Raw genomic sequence first — 15,814 nt, forward strand, 5'->3', positions numbered from 1 at the left:
ATCATGACCACTCTGATCCGTTCCGCCACCGTCGTCGACGGGTCGGAGGCGCCGAGGTACCGCGCCGACGTGCTCGTCGACGGCGACCGGATCGCCGAAATCTGGCCCGAAGCAGACCACTCCGAGACCGCACGCCCTCGCGCGGATCGTGTGATCGACGCCGACGGCCTGGTGCTCGCGCCCGGCTTCATCGACATGCACGCCCACTCGGATCTGCAGATCCTGCTGAACCCCGACCATCCGTCGCGGATCACCCAGGGCGTCACCACCGAGGTACTCGGTCAGGACGGGCTGTCCTACGCACCCGTCACCGACGACGTGCTCGCGGTGGTCCGGCGCAAGATCGCGGGGTGGAACACCGATCCCGAGGATTTCGACTTCTCCTGGCGGAGTGTGGGCGAATACCTCGACCGACTCGATCGCGGGATCGCCACCAATGTCGCGTATCTCGTCCCGCACGGGGTGGTGCGGGCGCTGGTGGTGGGCTGGGACGATCGCCCGGCGACGGCGCCGGAGATCGAGGAGATGCAGCGGATCGTGGCGCAGTCCATGGTGGAGGGCGCCGTCGGGCTGTCCGCGGGGCTGACCTACACGCCGGGGATGTACGCGGACAACGAGGAGTTGCTGGCACTGTGCCGGACCGTCGCCGAATACGGCGGCTACTTCTCCCCGCACCACCGGTCGTACGGCGCCGGTGCCATGGAGGCCTACGCCGAAATGGTGGATCTGACGTCGCGGGCCGGGTGCGCACTGCACCTTGCGCACGCCACGCTGAACTTCGGACCCAACAAGGGCCGCGCCCCGGAACTGCTGGCTCTGCTCGACGCGGCCGAGTCCGCCGGCGCGGACATCAGCCTCGACACCTACCCGTATCTTCCCGGCGCCACCACACTGTCGGCGATCCTGCCCAGCTGGGCGTCGGCGGGCAGCATGGAGCAGACCCTCGACCGGCTCCGGGATCCGGTTGCGCTCGAACGCATCCGGGAGCATCTCGAGGTCACCGGATCCGACGGCTGCCACGGCGTGATCGCCGAGTGGCACACCCTCGAGATCAGCGGCGTGCAGAATCCCGAACTCGACGCCTACGTCGGGAAGACCGTCGCGGACATCGCCGTCGCCGAGAATCGCGACCCCTTCGACGTGTGCATCGACATCCTGGTCCGCGACCAACTCGGCAGCGGCATCCTGCAACACGTCGGGCACGAGGAGAACGTGCGCGCGATCATGCAGCACCCCCGGCACACCGGCGGCAGCGACGGACTGCTGGTCGGCGCGAAACCGCACCCCCGCGGCTGGGGAACGTTCGCGCGCTACCTCGGGCACTACAGCCGCGACCTCGGCCTGATGTCCCTCGAGGAGTGCGTCGGCCACCTCAGCGGCCGCGCCGCGACCCGGTTGCGGCTCGTCGACCGCGGATATGTCCGCCGCGGCTACGCCGCCGACCTCGTGCTCTTCGATCCGGACACGGTCGGCGACACCGCGACCTATGCCCGGCCGCGTCAGGCTGCGGCCGGTTTCTCTCACGTATTCGTCCGCGGCCGCCTCGCCCTCGAGGACGGCCGCCTCACCGGCGCGACCGCCGGAAGATCGTTGCGCCGCGAACAAGGAGGAGCAGTCCGATGACCGAGATCGACATCCTGCGTGCCGACCGGGTACTGACGGTGGTGCGTGCGGAGACCATCCCCGACGCCACCGACCTGTGCCATGCGCTCGCCGAGGGCGGAATCCGGACGGTCGAGTTGACGTTCACCACCCCCGACGTGCTCCATCACCTCGGCCGCGCCGCCGACGCCGCCGCCGCAGCGGGCAGCATTCTCGGCGTCGGGACCGTGATGACAGGCGATCAGGCCGCGGCCGCGATCGACGCCGGCGCCCGGTTCCTCGTCACCCCCGGTATCCGCCCGGACGTCGCGAAAGTCGCCACGGGACGGTCGATTCCCGTCTTCCTCGGCGCGTTCACCCCCACCGAGGTGGCGATGGCCGTCGACCTCGGATCCGCCGCGGTCAAGATCTTCCCCGCCAAGCGGCTCGGCCCCGGCTACCTCTCCGACCTGCACGGCCCGTATCCCGGCGTGGAACTCCTGCCGTCGGGCGGGATCAACGATTCCAACGCCCGCGAGTTCCTCGACGCCGGCGCACTCGCCCTGTGCGCGGGCACCAGCGTCGTCCCACCGTCCAGTGTCGCGGCAGGCAACTGGACCGACATCACCGACCGCGCCCGCGCGTTCGTCACCGCGCTCTCGGCCTGAGCACCCTTCCCCTTCTCCCTGGAGACGCAATGACGTCGTTCGTCGACTGGCTGCAGCACGACACAGCCGGACTCCTCACTCTCGCAGCGATATCCATCGCCGTGCTGCTGGTCCTCATCATCAAACTCAAGCTCGAGCCGTTCATCGCGCTGATCGTCGTCGGCGTCGGCGTCGCTCTCATCGCGGGAGTGTCGGTGGTCGAACTGGTGGGCACCCCGACGTCGGCGGCCGACTCCATTCTGGAGAAGGGCTTCGGCGGGATCCTCGGGCACATCACCCCGATCATCGGCCTCGGCACCGTCCTCGGCGCGATGATGGAACGCTCGGGTGGCGCCGACGTGCTGACGGAGCGTCTTCTGAAGTTGTTCGGGCCCAAGGGCGCACCGCTGGCGATGGGTGTCACCGGTCTCGTACTCGGCATCCCCGTCTTCTTCGACATCGGCATCTTCATCCTCGCCCCGCTGGTGTACGTGGCGGCCAAGCGCGGCGGTAAGTCGCTGGTGCTGTACGCGATGCCGATGCTCGCCGGCCTGTCCATGACCCACGCGTTCCTGCCCCCGCACCCGGGCCCCGTCGCCGCGGCCGGTCTGCTGCACGTCGACATGGGCTGGATCATCATCATGGGCCTCGCCTGTGGCATCCCCGCCTGGTTCGTCAGCGGCGTGGTCTGGGGTAGCTGGATCGGCAAGCGCGTGATCATCGAGGTCCCCGACGAGTTCATCCCGGAGGAGAAGGAAGCCGACAAGAACCCGCCGCCACTCTGGCTGATCTCGTTCATCATCCTGGTGCCGATGGTGCTGATCCTCGGCGCGACGGTCGGCAACGTGGTCCTCGAGGAAGGCTCGACGCTGCTGTCGGTCCTCATCTTCCTCGGCACCCCCACGATCGCGCTGACCATCGCCGTCCTGCTGGCGCTGTACCTGCTGGGGACCCGGCGCGGGATCACGGCGCAGGAGATCGGTGCGATGTCTGCGGCGGCGCTGAAGCCGGTCGGCATGATCCTGCTGGTCGTCGGTGCCGGTGCGTTCTTCGGCGCGGTCCTGCGGGCCACCGGAGTCGGACAGGCCCTGGCCGACTCGATGGACGCGCTCGGTCTCCCGGTCATCCTGTCCGCGTACCTGATCAGCTGCGCACTCCGCATCGCCCAGGGTTCGGCGACCGTCGCCATCGTCACCACCGCAGGCGTCATCGAACCGTCGGTCGCGGCCGGGAACTACTCGTCCGCGCAGATCGCCCTGATCGTGATCGCCGTGTCGGCCGGATCCATCATCGCCAGCCACGTCAACGACGGCGGATTCTGGATCGTGTCACGGTATTTCAACATGTCGGTGAAAGACACCCTGAAGACGTGGACGGTGCTCGAAACCATCCTGTCGGTGGTGGGCTTCGCGATGGCCTCGCTGATCTGGGTGCTCGTCTAGGTGCCGGAATCCGCGTCGCGCAGCACCCGGGCGGCTCCGGCGAACGTCCGCACCTGCCGGTCGTCCCAGACATGGGCAGGCACACCACCACCCAGCAGTGTGCGGACGAGGGCGGGGTCGTCGCCGATCGGCACGTCGCTGCCCGCGATCACGATGTTGCCGTAGCGGCGTCCCTTGAGCATCGCGGGATCGGCGATGATCGTGGTGTGCGGGAACACGCTGCCGATGGTCGCCGCCTCCCGGCGCGCGAGGACGAGGTCGCGGGTGTCGCCGCAGTTCACCACGTAGATGCCGCCGGGTGCCAGCACCCGCCGCACGTGCCCGGTGAACTCCGTGGTCGTCAACGGTGCCGGAGTCGTGTTGCCGGCGAACACGTCGCGAACGATCAGGTCGCGGCTCGACTCCGTCAACGTCTCGGTGACCGCCCGCGCCTCCCCCACCCGCAGTCGCAGCAGTGGGGCCCGCGGCAGGTCGAACCATTCACGGACCAGTTCGGCGAGCTTGCCGTCGAGTTCGACCACCACCTGCCGGGCGTCCGGATAGCGGGCGGCGAGATGTCGGGCGAGCGAGCAGGCGCCGCCCCCGAGGTGCAGGGCACGCACCCGCCGATCCGTTCCCCAGTGCGAGGCGACCAGTTCGGCGATCCACCGCATGTACTCGAAATCCAGATACGTGGGGTCCGACAGGTCGATGTGGGAACTCTCGACGCCGTTCACCTTCAGCACCCAGCCGTGCGGGTTGAGGTTGTCCACGGCGAGTTCGCACGTCCCCGTGTCGATCGGGTACACACCGGGGACCGGACCCCCGTCGGATGTCCCGGCAGCCCGACCGCCGCGCTGCCTGCCCATCGTCCGTCTTCCCTACTGCTCGCGCCGCCCGCTCGCGTCTGCTGCGAGAATCGTCCTCCCACGATACCGGTCCGACACGCGGGTGCCCTACCGTGGAGACGCGCACGAGAAGGGAAGACGATGGAACCTCAGGAAGTCGACTTCGCGCACACCGAGGGCGCGGCGAAGCGGCGACGCGAGAAGGCGATGGGACTCGCGCGGTACGTGTGGGATCGCGGGATCAGCGGTCAAGAACTGCTCGACCTGACCGACAGCACGCTGCGCAAACTCGCCCGGGCGGCCGAGACGAACCCGCCGAGCACCATGGAAACCTGGCTCACCGTCGTCGAACTGCTCGATCAGAAGACGGCGTGGGCGCAGCGCCACCCCGACCATCCCGCCGCCACCCCGGCACACCGCGACGAGAAGATCATGTGGGTCACGCCGCCGGTCCAACCCTGGACCTGAACCGCTAGATCTCGCGCCGGCGTTCCCCTGCCTCACCTCACCCCTCCCCCTCCCCCTCCCTCCCGGACGAACGGGGCGCTCGTTCGATCGAACGCAACGAGCGTCCCGTTCGTCGCGGCGGGCAAGGCGGCTGGGTGGAGGTTGATGGCAGGCTAGAGGTGTGAGCACCTCGGACTCGGTCGGCGGTGCCCGGGTGGGAAAACGCACCGGGCGTCCCCGATCGCTGTCCGAGGACGACATCGTGCAGGCGGCCCTCGCCGACAACCTCAGCACCCTGACGATGCCCGCGGTGGCGCGCCGGCTGGGGGTCAGCCACTCCACGATCTACCGCTACTTTCCCGACCGCGAGGCGCTGCTGCGGGCGTGCGTCGATCACGTGGCCCGGTCGATGGACTGGCCCGACCCCGAGTTGGACTGGCGGGAACTGCTTCTCGCGTTCGCGGACCGGTTGTGGGCGAGCTTCGAACGGTACCCGGGGCTGGCGCAGGTGGAGTTGACCGTCCCCGGCACACCGTCCGGGGTGGTGGACTGCATCGAAACACTCGTGCTGTCGCTGCACCGGCAGGGATTCTCCACACGGGACGCGTTGCTGGTCGTCGATTTCGTCGCCGAACTGACCATGACGCAGTTCTCGATGATGGGCGGTCTGGACGACACCGTCAGCCCAACCGATTCGCGGACCGCCCGGGAGGCGTATCAGGACAGCTGGGGCGGCTCGCCGGTGCTGGCGCAGGCCCTCGGCGACGAATCGACGTGGCAGGACCGCGGCTGGATGGAGGACAAACTCGCCCTCGTGCTGGACGGTCTTGCGCTCCGCCGCCTGTGAGTACTTGTCAACGTCCTGCGGTTGACAAGTACTCACGGGATCTCCAGTATTTGATCGTCGGACGCTCCCGGATCGCCGCGGCCGTCGCGGTTGCTGGTGCTGAACCAGACGGTGCCGTCCGGTGTCGCGACGACGGTCCGCAGCCGCCCGTATTCGCCCTCGAACAGCGACTGCGGTTCACCGACCGCACCGTCTGCGCCCACGGGGATCCGCCACAGCCGTTCGCCGCGCAGCGCCGCGACCCACAGCGCGCCGTCGTGGAACGCGAGACCGGACGGGGACGCCTCGCCGGTGGACCACTGGATCACCGGGTCGACGAAGCCCGCCTCGCCGGCCCGTCCCTCGACCTCCGGCCATCCGTAATTGCCGCCGGGTTCGATCAGGTTCAGCTCGTCCCAGGTGTTCGCGCCGAACTCGGTGGCCCACAGCCTGCCTGCGTCGTCCCACGCCAGGCCCTGCACGTTGCGGTGCCCGAGCGACCACACGGGCGATCCGGGAGTCGGATTGTCGGCCGGGATCGATCCGTCGGGGTCGATGCGCAGGATCTTCCCGCCGAGCGAGGACGGGTCCTGGGCGCGCGGCCGGTCGCCGGCTTCACCGGTGGCGACGTACAGCTTGCCGTCCGGGCCGAACGCGATCCGGCCGCCGTCGTGGATCGATCCGGCGGGGATGCCGGTGAGGATCGGGGCCGGCTCGCCGAGGCTGTTGCCGTCGAAGGGCAGGGAAACCACCCGGTTGTCGTCACCGGTGGTCAGGTACGCGTAGATCGTCCGATCCGTCGCGTAGGTTCGGCGAGACGGCCAGGCCCAGCAGTCCCGATTCGCCCTGCGCCGACACACCGGGCACCTCGCCGATCACGGTGGCGCTCCCGTCCGCCTGCAGGTGCCGGATGGCGCCGCTGTCCCGTTCCGCGATCAGCGCCGTCCCGTCCGGCAGAAACGCTATCCCCCACGGCACGTCGAGGTCGGACGCCACGACGGCCGGCGCGGCGGCGGACGGCGCGGCGGCCGCGCTGGTCGGCGACACCTGCGCCGAACTCCCCTCGGACTGGCAGGCCGCGCACGCGACAACCAGCAGCGCCGCGGTGGCCGCGAAAAGTCGCTGTCCCATGGATGTCCTCCCGTCGCGCGACCGCACCCTGTCCATACTCCCCCACCGCGCAGCGCAAAGCGTCCTCCCGAGCGCGTCCGGTGCCTAGACTCGAACCATGGCCACGTCTTCCCGAGCCGGTAGGACCACGGTGATCGATGCCCGACGTTCGGCCGGTAAGGCCGCACGCGAAACACTCTCCCGCAAAGCGCAGGGTGCATTCGCCCTTCCCGAGCGCGACCCGGTGGCGGTGATCGAAGAGCAGAACACCACCCGGCTGCAGACCCTCGTGCCGATCCGGGTCGGACGGATGCTCGAATCACCGTTCGCGCTGTACCGCGGGTCGGCCGCGATGATGGCACACGATCTCGCCGACTCACCGGTCACCGGTTGCCAGGTCATCGCCTCGGGCGACGCGCACCTTGCCAACTTCGGGCTGTTCGCCTCACCGGAACGCCGGATGCTGTTCGACCTCAACGACTTCGACGAGTCCTACCCGGCGCCGTGGGAGTGGGATGTGCGCCGCCTCGCCGCGAGCGTGTGGATCCACGGACGCGCCAACTCGTACACCGAGGCGCAGTGCGCCGACGCCACGGGCGCAGCCGTCCGCGCGTACCGCAACACTTTGAGTGCACTGTTTCAGCTGACCGCCACGGAGCGATACTACTTCCAGGAGGAGACGGACGTCCTCGAGCACGACCCGCGCGCGCAGAAGCAGCGGATCCGCGCGATCGCCGAGAAGGCACGCAAACGGACGTCCGAACAGGTCCTCCGGAAGCTGACCACCATGGAGGAGGACGGCAAGCCCCACATCGTCGACCAGTTCCCCGTCATCCGACATTCGACGAAGTACGACCTGGGCCGCATCACCGAGTTGTACCTTCTGTACCTCGACACCCTGCGCGCGGACATTCGACTGTTGCTGACGCAGTACGAAGTGGTCGATTATGCGATGCGCATCGTGGGCGTGGGCAGCGTCGGGACCCGCTGCTGGTTGCTGCTGCTGCAGGGGCCGGCCGGCGAGCCGCTCTTCCTGCAGGCCAAGGAAGCACCGCGGTCGGTTCTGGAGACGCACGGGAAGGTCGCGACCGCACCGGACTCGATCATTCGTGCGGTCGCGAAGAACGGTCAGGGTTCCCGGGTCGTCGGCGCGCAGCGCATCCTCCAGGCGCAGTCGGACCCGTTTCTGGGGTGGGTGCGCGGCGTCGAGGGCGACGACGGACTTCGGCGCGACTTCTACCTGCGGCAGTTCCGCGACATGAAGGGGTCCGTCGACCTGCAGACCCTGGAACCGGCGCAGTCCATGAAATATGCAGCACTGTGCGGCACGATGCTCGCCCGTGCGCACAGCCAGAGCCCCGGATCAGCCTTCGTCGCGGGATATCTCGGCAACGGGGAATCGTTCGACCTGGCGATCACCGCCTGGGCCCGACTGTATGCGGACCAGTCCGAGAAGGATTACGACGCGCTGCGGGCGGCGGTGAAGTCGGGGCGGCTTCCCGCGGAGACCGGTCTGTAGACCGGTACCATGACGGCGTGTGCGAAACAGGTGGCTGCTGAGGTGGCCGAGCAGCCGGCATCGGGTGAACGGTACTTCCTCGAGTCACTGGACCGCGGACTGAGCGTCCTCGAATGTTTCGACGAGCAGCACCGGGAGCGCACGCTGAGCGAGGTGGCGCAGAGCGTCGGGATCACCCGCTCCACGGCGCGCCGCATTCTGCTCACCTTGGTGGACAAGGGTTTCCTGCGTCTCGACGGCCGTAACTTCTCGCTCACGCCCCGGGTGCTGCGGTTCGGTTTCTCGTATCTTGCCGCGCTGCGACTGCCGCAGGTCGCCGATCCGCACATCGAGGCTCTCGCGAAGGAACTGGGCGAGACCATCTCCGTCACCATCCTCGACGGCCCCGACGTGGTGTACGTGGCGCGGGTCCGCTCACCCCGGATCATCCGCATCTCCATCACGGTGGGCATGCGGTTCCCCGCGTACGCGACGTCCACGGGGCGGGTGCTGCTGGCGGGACTGTCGGCCGACGCTCTCGGCGACTACCTGAAGACCACCACGTTCCAGTCGTTCACCCCGCAGACGATCTCGGACGTCGACCAGCTGCGCACCGCGGTCGGGCAGGTCGCCAGGGACGGCTGGTCGATGTCGGAGAACGAACTCGAGGTCGGCATCCGCGGCGCGGCCGTTCCCATCCGCGATCGGACGGGCGCCGTGGTCGCCGCCCTCAACTCCTCGCTGCAGGGCACCCAGTACACGCGCTCCGACGTCGAGGCGACGGTGGTGCCGAAACTCGTCGCGACGGCGGAGCGGATCGGTTCCGACCTGTCGCTGGGCTGACCGCCTACGCGGCGCGCCGGGACTGCTGGTCGACGAGCATCAGCACGTGCGCGTACATGCGCTCGAAATCCGGTGTGACACCGGTGAACAGCTGGAACGCGTCGGCGGCCTGAAAGACGTTCATACCGGCGCCGCCGAGGGTGGGCGCACCGAGCGCGCGGGCCGCCCGGATCAACGGCGTCTCGATCGGCCGGTAGATCACGTCGGCGACCCAGAGGTCGGGGCGCAGCAGTTCCACGGGCACGGGGGTGCCGGGGAATCCGACCATGCCGATTGGTGTGGCGTTGATCAGACCGGACGCCTCCGCGAGCGGCCCGGCGATCTCCGACGCCGGAACCGCGTCGACGACGCTGCCGGGAAACAACTTTCGCATCGTGTCCCGGCAGTGTTCGGCACGATCGGGATCGACATCCGTCACGGTGAGGTGCCCGGCGCCCCGGGACAGCGCCGAGTAGGCGACGGCGACCCCGGCGCCGCCCGCCCCGATCTGCACAACCCGGTCGAGGCTCGCACCCGGCAGTTCGCGGCCCAGGCTGCTGCCGAACCCGGTCCAGTCCGTGTTGTGCCCGACGGCCCTGCCCGCGGTGAACACCACCGTATTGACGGCCTCGAGTCGCGCGGCGTCCGGCGACAATTCGTCGAGGTACGCCATCACCTGCTGCTTGTACGGGTGGGTGACGTTGAGCCCGTCGAACCCCCACTGCCGTGCCAGGTCGATGATGCCCTCGACGGTGGCCGCCGCCCCGTGCAGACGCTCGAGGTCGAGGAGCCGGTACACGTAGTTCATCCCCTGCGCGTGCCCCTCGGCCTCGTGCAGTGCGGGCGAGAACGAACCGTCGATCCCGTCTCCGATGAGTCCGCAGAGCACCGACTGTGCAGCCATGACCGTCGTCTCCTCGTCTACCGGCTCAGTGCGCGTTCTCGAGCTTCGCGGCCGTGGCGGCGTCCGCCACGTCAGCAGCCGAATCGGGTTGCAGTCGCCACGCGATCAGGGCGCTGGCGACGCAGCCGCCTGCCAGGTACACGGCCACCAGGTGCCAGGACCCGCCGCTCGCGGTGACCAGGGCCGCCGCGATGAACGGGGTGAAGCCGCCGCCGATCGCGCTGGCCACCTGGTACCCGACGCCCGCACCGCTGTACCGGTACTCCGCTCCGAACATCTCGGTGAACAGCGGCTGCTGCACGCTGACGACCATGTCGTGGGAGATGTTGACCAGCAGCACGGCCAGGATGACGGTGCCGATCATCGACCCGTGCTCGAGGAAGATGAAGAACGGGAACGCGCACACCGCGCCGATCAGTGCGCCGAGGATGTAGACGCGGCGCCGGCCGTGCTTGTCGGACAGCCAGGCGAACAGCGGGATGGTGCCGATACCCACGGCGCCGACGAGCAGACCGACGTTGAGCATGAAGTTGCGCTCCATCCCCAGTTCCTGCGTGGAGTAGCTGAGCGCGAACGTGGTGACGATGTACATGGAGAACAGTTCGGCGAAACGCAGGCCGATGATCTGGAGGAACGCCTTCGGGTGGTTACGCAGTGCCTCCACGAGCGGGATCCGCTTCTTCTCCTCCGGGCTCTCCTCTTCGACCTTCTCGACCTTCTCGACGAATTCGGGGCTCTCCTGCACTCCAGCGCGGATCCACAGACCGATTCCGACCAGGACGACGCTGGCGACGAACGGAACACGCCAACCCCACTGGCTGAACGCGTCCTCGGTGGTCAGGTTGCTCATGAGCATGACGAATCCGGTGGCGAGGATGAGTCCGACCGAGTACCCGACCTGCACTCCGCTGCTGTAGAACGCCTTCTTCTTCGGCGGCGCGCTCTCGACGGCCATCAGCGCGGCCCCACCCCACTCGCCGCCGACGGCGAAGCCCTGGATGGCGCGCAGCGTGACGAGCAGCACCGGCGCCCACCAGCCGATCGACGCGAAGGACGGCAGCAGTCCGATCAGCGCGGTACTCGTGCCCATGATCAGCACGGTGAGGATCAGCATCCGCTTGCGTCCGATGCGGTCGCCGTAGTGGCCGAACACCACGCCGCCGAGCGGGCGGAACAGGAATCCGACGCCGAACGTCGCGAACGCGGCGAGGGTTCCGATCGCCGGGCTGACGTTCGGGAAGAACTCCGAGTTGAACACCAGTGCCGCGACCAGCCCGTAGAGCAGGAAGTCGTACCAGTCGATGACCGCGCCGACGAAGCTGCTCAGCGCTGCTCTTCGCGCCTGCTTCTCGGCCGCCGGGGTGAAGGCGTGATCGCTCATTCCGATGTCCCGTCTACGTTGATGCCGGACCCAGTGTGTTCGTATGTCGAACGCGTGTCCGCTGGTTGAATAATGTGACGGTAGCCATAGCGTTTCCGCCTTGTCAAGGCCGCATAGATGCGTGGTACTGCCGATTCGTCTATCCCGGCCGCTCCAAATTCACCGAATCGGCGGTTCCGCGGCCGTCGCGACTCGTCCACACTTTCTCGAATCAGCGACCCACATCACATCCGGAGTAGCGCCGAAGGGATTTCTCCATGTCAGGAACCACCGATCCGCAACTTCAGCACACACTGAAGAAGCGGCACCTCTCGATGATCGCTATCGCGGGGGTGATCGGAGCAGGCCTCTTCGTGGGCTCCGGGGTCGCGATCCGCGAGACGGGCCCCGGCGTTCTGGTCGCCTACGCACTCGCAGGCATCGTCGTCATCCTCGTGATGCGCATGCTCGGCGAGATGTCGACCGCCAACCCCGAGACCGGTTCGTTCTCCGCGTACGCGGACCAGGCGATCGGCCGATGGGCGGGATTCAGCATCGGCTGGCTCTACGCGTGGTTCTGGATCATCGTCCTCGGCATCGAGGCGACAGCGGGCGCCGTCATCATGAACCGGTGGATCCCCGACGTCCCGCAGTGGAGTTGGGCACTGATCCTGATGGTGCTGCTCACGCTGACGAACATCGCGTCCGTGAAGTCGTTCGGCGAGTTCGAATTCTGGTTCGCGTCGATCAAGGTCGCGGCGATCGTCATCTTCCTGGGACTCGGCATCCTCGCGATCTGCGGATTCCTGCCCGGTGTCGAAGCACCCGGACTCACCAACCTCACCGGTCACGGCGGGTTCTTCCCCAACGGGGCAGGTGCCGTCTTCGCGGCGGTACTCGTGGTCGTGTTCTCCTTCTTCGGCGCCGAGATCGCCACCATCGCGGCCGGTGAATCCGCGAACCCCGTCGCGGCGGTGCGCAACGCCGTGCGGTCCGTCGTGTGGCGCATCCTCATCTTCTACATCGGGTCCATCGCCATCGTCGTGACGCTGCTCCCCTGGGACGACGCCTCCGTCGCGCTGAGCCCATACGTCGCGGTCATGGATTCGTTCGGCATCCCGGCGGCAGGCAACATCATGGACGTCGTCGTGCTCACGTCCGTGCTGTCCTGCCTGAACTCCGGCCTGTACACGGCGAGCCGCATGATCTTCTCGCTCTCCCGCCGCGGCGACGCCCCGGCCTCGTTGTCGGAGATCGGCTCGTCCGGCGTTCCGCGCCAGGCCGTGCTCGTCTCGACGGTCGTGGGGTTCCTGACAGTGGGCCTCAACTTCCTGTACCCGGACACCGTGTTCCTGTTCCTCGTCAACTCCTCGGGCGCGATCGCCCTGTTCGTGTGGCTGGCGATCTCGGTGTCGCAGCTGCGCATGCGGCGCCGGCTCGAGACCGAGGGCAAGGACCTCACGCTGAAGATGTGGTTGTTCCCCTATCTGACGTGGTGCACCATCGCCGCCATCATCGCGCTCTGCATCGGCATGCTCGTGCTGCCGGAGACCAGGAGCCAGATGTACGTCTCGATGGGCCTCGCCGTCGTGGTGGTCGGAATCGGGATCTACCGTCAGCGGACCCGTCAGGTCGGCGACGCGACTCCGGATCCCACGACCTCCGGCGAAGAAACCGTCGACGCCCTCCGCCCCTGAGCCGGTCCCGCATGTTCGTATAACGAACAGTAGTGCGCTCACTGAACTCGGCGTACAGTCCGCCGAGGGAAGGCCGGACCCACCGGCCCCAGGAAGGACCGAAGCTCATGAGGTGGGCGATTCTCGGCGCGAGCAACATCGCTGCCACCCGCGTGCTCCCCGCGCTGCGCGAGTGCGGGGAGACCGCGGCAGTCGTGCTCAGCGGTGACGCGGCGCGCGCAGAGGACTACCGGCGGACCCACGACATCGAGTCCGCCACCGACGACCTGCGCGAGGCGGTGGGCGGGGACGTCCAGGCCGCCTACATCTCCTCCACGAACGACAAGCACTTCGACCACGCCATGGCCGCGATCGACGCGGGTCTGCACGTGCTGTGCGAGAAGCCGCTCTCGTTCGACGTCACTCAGGCACAGAAGATGGTCGACGCGGCCGCGGCCGCGGGGGTCGTGTTCGCGACGAACCATCACCTCCGCACCCACCCCGTTCATCGAGCGGCGCGGAAGATGCTGGCGGAGGGCGCGATCGGCGACATCCTCTCCGTGCGCGTGAGCAACACGATCCTGCTGCGCCAGGCCCTGCGTGGGTGGCGCCTCGACGGCGTGGGCGGCGGCGTCGTCCTCGACCTCGCGGTGCACGACATCGACACGCTCCGCTTCGTGACCGGGATGGAACCGACCACGGTGACGGCGGTGGGGGTGTGCCAGGGGCTCAGTGACGGTCCGGCGGATGCCGCGATGACGAGCGGCGTCCTCGGCACGAACACCCTGTTCTCCCTCCACGACGCGTACACGGTCCCCGGTGGCGTCACCGGATTCGAGATCCACGGGAAGTCGGGCACTCTCGTCGCCACCGACTGCATGCGCCCCGATCCCACCGGGACGCTGCGCATGATCACGAACGGGCAGGACACGGCCGTCCCGCTCGAGGCCGTCGACAACCTCTACGCACCGGGGATCCGGGCGTTCGTCGACGCCGTCCGCGGGGACGGTGAACCCGTGGCGACGGGACACGACGGACTGCGTTCGGTGACCGCCGCGCTGGCGATCCTGCAGTCGATCGACGGGGGCCGGACGGTCCGACTCTGAGCGCAGGTTGCTACATGATCAGCCCGCTGGGCCGACGCCGCAGCGGCGACGGTTCCTGCACGGGCATCTGGTTCGGCGGAACCGGGTAGGGCGCACCGGCGTTGAGCGTCCCCGCGGCCACGTTCGGCCCGCACTGCGCGATCGCCGCCTGCAGGCGTGGCCCGGGGTCGGTCATCGCGGGAACACCGGAGTTCGGTGCCGACGAGAAGTCGAACGCGGACGTCATGTCGCCGACGGCGCCGCGGCGCCAGTCGGTGAGGTTGGGGACGGGCACGCCGAACCGCTTCTCCAGCAGCCGCAGCTGCGACGTGTGGTCGAACGTGTCGGACGCGACGAGGCCGCCGCGGCTGTACGGCGAGATGATCAGCGACGGTACCCGGAAACCGAGGCCGATCGGACCCGGATTGTTCTCGCTCTCCGACACCGTGTTCAACGGGACCGTCAGGTATTCGCCCGGGGTGCCCGGCGGCGGGGTGGGCGGGGTGACGTGGTCGAAGAAGCCGCCGTTCTCGTCGTAACTGATGATCAGCGCCGTCTTCTCCCAGATCGCCGGGTTGGACGTGAGGATGTCGAGCACCTCGACGATCCCGACCGCACCCGCGGCCGGGGGCAGCGCCGGGTGCTCGCACGTGAAGATGTTGGGGACGATCCAGGACACCGCGGGCAGGGTGCCGTTCGCGACGTCGGCCCGGAAGTCGTTCGGGTACGTCGGATCGAGGCCGCGGCGAGCGAGTTCCGAATTCGGGTCGCTATATTGCGTGAAGCAGCCGAGCATCCCGTCGAGCGCGACACTCGACACCGGCCCGAGGTCCTTGTTCGCGTACACCTTCCAGCTGACGCCGGCCTCCTGCAGGTTCTCCGGATAGGTGCGCCAGGAGTAGGCGAACCTCGGGATCACGGTCGGCGTCTCGACGAGCGGACCGCCCGCCAGCCCGTCCGGGTCGATCGTTCCCGTCATCCAGTAGAGCCGGTTCGGGTCCGTCGGCCCGAGCACGGAGCAGAAGTAGTGGTCGCAGATCGTGAAGGCGTCGGCGAGGTCGTAGTGCACCGGGATGTCGGCCCGCGTGTAGTAGCCCATCGTGGCGGGACCGTTGAGCGGCCCCTCGTGCGCGATGTGCACCGGCATCCACCGGTCCATCGCGCCGCCGTTCCACGCGTCGTGCTGCGGACCCCACGAATGGGTGGGGTCGTTGATGCATTCGCCGTCGAGGTGCGTGCCCTGCGTGGTGTCGAGCCGGAACGGGTTGAGAAACCCGGTCGGCGTCGGCCCGACGCCCGGCGTCCAGCCGTACTGCTGCCACGCCGGCGACGGGTCGTCGAAGCCGCGCACCCCCGACAGCGTGCCGTAATAGTGGTCGAACGAGCGGTTCTCCTGCATGAGGTAGACGAAGTGCTCGATGTCGTTCAGCGACCCGCTGCCACCCGGATCCTGCGCGTACGCCCGGTCGATCACCGGGCCCGCCCACGAACTGAGGAATACGGCGCCGCCTGCCGCTGCGGCGGAGGCGAGGAACTTGCGTCGTGAGATGTCCGATGCCGGGGTCACGGATCGTGACGCTAGTCGCTGC

Annotated in this window: 13 protein-coding genes and 1 pseudogene; 9 read left to right on the forward strand and 5 right to left on the reverse strand. The window is 68.3% G+C overall.

The genetic code is table 11. From position 1 onward, the window contains the following. Positions 1 to 3: 3 nt before the first annotated feature. Genes JWS14_RS12915 through JWS14_RS12925 form a run of 3 tightly spaced genes read left to right on the forward strand, consistent with a single transcriptional unit; the run spans position 4 to position 3,670 of the window. Positions 4 to 1,623: an N-acyl-D-amino-acid deacylase family protein gene (locus JWS14_RS12915; protein WP_206013417.1), complete on the forward strand. Its 1,620-nt coding sequence runs from the start codon at positions 4 to 6 to the stop codon at positions 1,621 to 1,623. Next, positions 1,620 to 2,249 carry a bifunctional 4-hydroxy-2-oxoglutarate aldolase/2-dehydro-3-deoxy-phosphogluconate aldolase gene (locus tag JWS14_RS12920; RefSeq protein WP_206013419.1) on the forward strand — a complete coding sequence of 210 codons (630 nt, stop codon included), beginning with the start codon at positions 1,620 to 1,622 and terminating at the stop codon, positions 2,247 to 2,249. The genes JWS14_RS12915 and JWS14_RS12920 overlap by 4 nt, the downstream gene beginning before the upstream one ends. 29 nt (positions 2,250 to 2,278) lie before the next feature. After that, complete coding sequence (locus tag JWS14_RS12925; protein WP_095862324.1) at positions 2,279 to 3,670, forward strand: GntP family permease; 1,392 nt, start codon at positions 2,279 to 2,281, stop codon at positions 3,668 to 3,670. Here JWS14_RS12925 and JWS14_RS12930 read toward each other — a convergent pair. Beyond that, positions 3,667 to 4,518 carry a spermidine synthase gene (locus JWS14_RS12930; protein WP_095862323.1) on the reverse strand — a complete coding sequence of 284 codons (852 nt, stop codon included), beginning with the start codon at positions 4,516 to 4,518 and terminating at the stop codon, positions 3,667 to 3,669. The genes JWS14_RS12925 and JWS14_RS12930 overlap by 4 nt on opposite strands. A gap of 120 nt (positions 4,519 to 4,638) precedes the next feature. On the opposite strand from JWS14_RS12930, the gene JWS14_RS12935 reads away from it, so the two are divergent. After that, the gene (locus JWS14_RS12935; protein ID WP_072946386.1) at positions 4,639 to 4,965 is read left to right on the forward strand and encodes a hypothetical protein; all 327 of its coding nucleotides are present in this window, start codon (positions 4,639 to 4,641) and stop codon (positions 4,963 to 4,965) included. A gap of 160 nt (positions 4,966 to 5,125) precedes the next feature. After that, positions 5,126 to 5,791, forward strand: a complete 666-nt coding sequence (locus JWS14_RS12940) for a TetR/AcrR family transcriptional regulator (protein WP_072946387.1) — start codon at positions 5,126 to 5,128, stop codon at positions 5,789 to 5,791. A gap of 32 nt (positions 5,792 to 5,823) precedes the next feature. Here JWS14_RS12940 and JWS14_RS12945 read toward each other — a convergent pair. Beyond that, positions 5,824 to 6,901: pseudogene (locus tag JWS14_RS12945) on the reverse strand (PQQ-dependent sugar dehydrogenase). Positions 6,902 to 6,998: 97 nt separating this feature from the next. Here JWS14_RS12945 and JWS14_RS12950 point away from each other — a divergent pair. Together JWS14_RS12950 and JWS14_RS12955 are read left to right on the forward strand one after the other, a co-directional pair. Next, positions 6,999 to 8,399: a DUF2252 domain-containing protein gene (locus JWS14_RS12950; RefSeq protein ID WP_072946389.1), complete on the forward strand. Its 1,401-nt coding sequence runs from the start codon at positions 6,999 to 7,001 to the stop codon at positions 8,397 to 8,399. Positions 8,400 to 8,408: 9 nt separating this feature from the next. After that, positions 8,409 to 9,221 carry an IclR family transcriptional regulator domain-containing protein gene (locus tag JWS14_RS12955; RefSeq protein WP_371851574.1) on the forward strand — a complete coding sequence of 271 codons (813 nt, stop codon included), beginning with the start codon at positions 8,409 to 8,411 and terminating at the stop codon, positions 9,219 to 9,221. A gap of 4 nt (positions 9,222 to 9,225) precedes the next feature. Here JWS14_RS12955 and JWS14_RS12960 read toward each other — a convergent pair whose 3' ends face one another. Both JWS14_RS12960 and shiA read right to left on the reverse strand, forming a co-directional pair. Beyond that, positions 9,226 to 10,104: a shikimate dehydrogenase gene (locus tag JWS14_RS12960; RefSeq protein WP_072946390.1), complete on the reverse strand. Its 879-nt coding sequence runs from the start codon at positions 10,102 to 10,104 to the stop codon at positions 9,226 to 9,228. A gap of 25 nt (positions 10,105 to 10,129) precedes the next feature. Then, positions 10,130 to 11,485, reverse strand: coding sequence for a shikimate transporter (shiA, locus tag JWS14_RS12965; RefSeq protein ID WP_072946391.1), 1,356 nt, complete (start codon positions 11,483 to 11,485; stop codon positions 10,130 to 10,132). 257 nt (positions 11,486 to 11,742) lie between these two features. Here shiA and JWS14_RS12970 point away from each other — a divergent pair, with 257 nt between their 5' ends. Together JWS14_RS12970 and JWS14_RS12975 are read left to right on the forward strand one after the other, a co-directional pair. Further along, a complete protein-coding gene (locus JWS14_RS12970) occupies positions 11,743 to 13,161 on the forward strand; it encodes an amino acid permease (RefSeq protein ID WP_206013421.1) in 1,419 nt (472 codons plus the stop codon). 107 nt (positions 13,162 to 13,268) lie between these two features. Next, on the forward strand, positions 13,269 to 14,246 hold the full coding sequence (locus tag JWS14_RS12975) for a Gfo/Idh/MocA family protein (RefSeq protein ID WP_206013423.1): 978 nt from the start codon (positions 13,269 to 13,271) through the stop codon (positions 14,244 to 14,246). Positions 14,247 to 14,256: 10 nt separating this feature from the next. Here the strand turns inward: JWS14_RS12975 and JWS14_RS12980 are convergent, their stop codons facing one another. Next, positions 14,257 to 15,792, reverse strand: coding sequence for a phospholipase C (locus JWS14_RS12980; RefSeq protein ID WP_206013425.1), 1,536 nt, complete (start codon positions 15,790 to 15,792; stop codon positions 14,257 to 14,259). Between the last annotated feature and the right edge of the window lie 22 nt (positions 15,793 to 15,814).

Origin of the sequence: Rhodococcus koreensis (assembly GCF_017068375.1) — a bacterium.
Taxonomy (GTDB): Bacteria; Actinomycetota; Actinomycetes; order Mycobacteriales; family Mycobacteriaceae; genus Rhodococcus_F; species Rhodococcus_F koreensis.

Coding starts and splice junctions, on each gene's coding strand:
- JWS14_RS12935 (WP_072946386.1), top strand. CDS start 4,639: ATGGAACCTCAGGAAGTCGACTTCGCGCACACCGAGGGCGCGGCGAAG.
- JWS14_RS12975 (WP_206013423.1), top strand. CDS start 13,269: ATGAGGTGGGCGATTCTCGGCGCGAGCAACATCGCTGCCACCCGCGTG.
- JWS14_RS12950 (WP_072946389.1), top strand. CDS start 6,999: ATGGCCACGTCTTCCCGAGCCGGTAGGACCACGGTGATCGATGCCCGA.
- shiA (WP_072946391.1), bottom strand. CDS start 11,485: ATGAGCGATCACGCCTTCACCCCGGCGGCCGAGAAGCAGGCGCGAAGA.
- JWS14_RS12920 (WP_206013419.1), top strand. CDS start 1,620: ATGACCGAGATCGACATCCTGCGTGCCGACCGGGTACTGACGGTGGTG.
- JWS14_RS12960 (WP_072946390.1), bottom strand. CDS start 10,104: ATGGCTGCACAGTCGGTGCTCTGCGGACTCATCGGAGACGGGATCGAC.
- JWS14_RS12915 (WP_206013417.1), top strand. CDS start 4: ATGACCACTCTGATCCGTTCCGCCACCGTCGTCGACGGGTCGGAGGCG.
- JWS14_RS12930 (WP_095862323.1), bottom strand. CDS start 4,518: ATGGGCAGGCAGCGCGGCGGTCGGGCTGCCGGGACATCCGACGGGGGT.
- JWS14_RS12955 (WP_371851574.1), top strand. CDS start 8,409: ATGACGGCGTGTGCGAAACAGGTGGCTGCTGAGGTGGCCGAGCAGCCG.
- JWS14_RS12925 (WP_095862324.1), top strand. CDS start 2,279: ATGACGTCGTTCGTCGACTGGCTGCAGCACGACACAGCCGGACTCCTC.
- JWS14_RS12970 (WP_206013421.1), top strand. CDS start 11,743: ATGTCAGGAACCACCGATCCGCAACTTCAGCACACACTGAAGAAGCGG.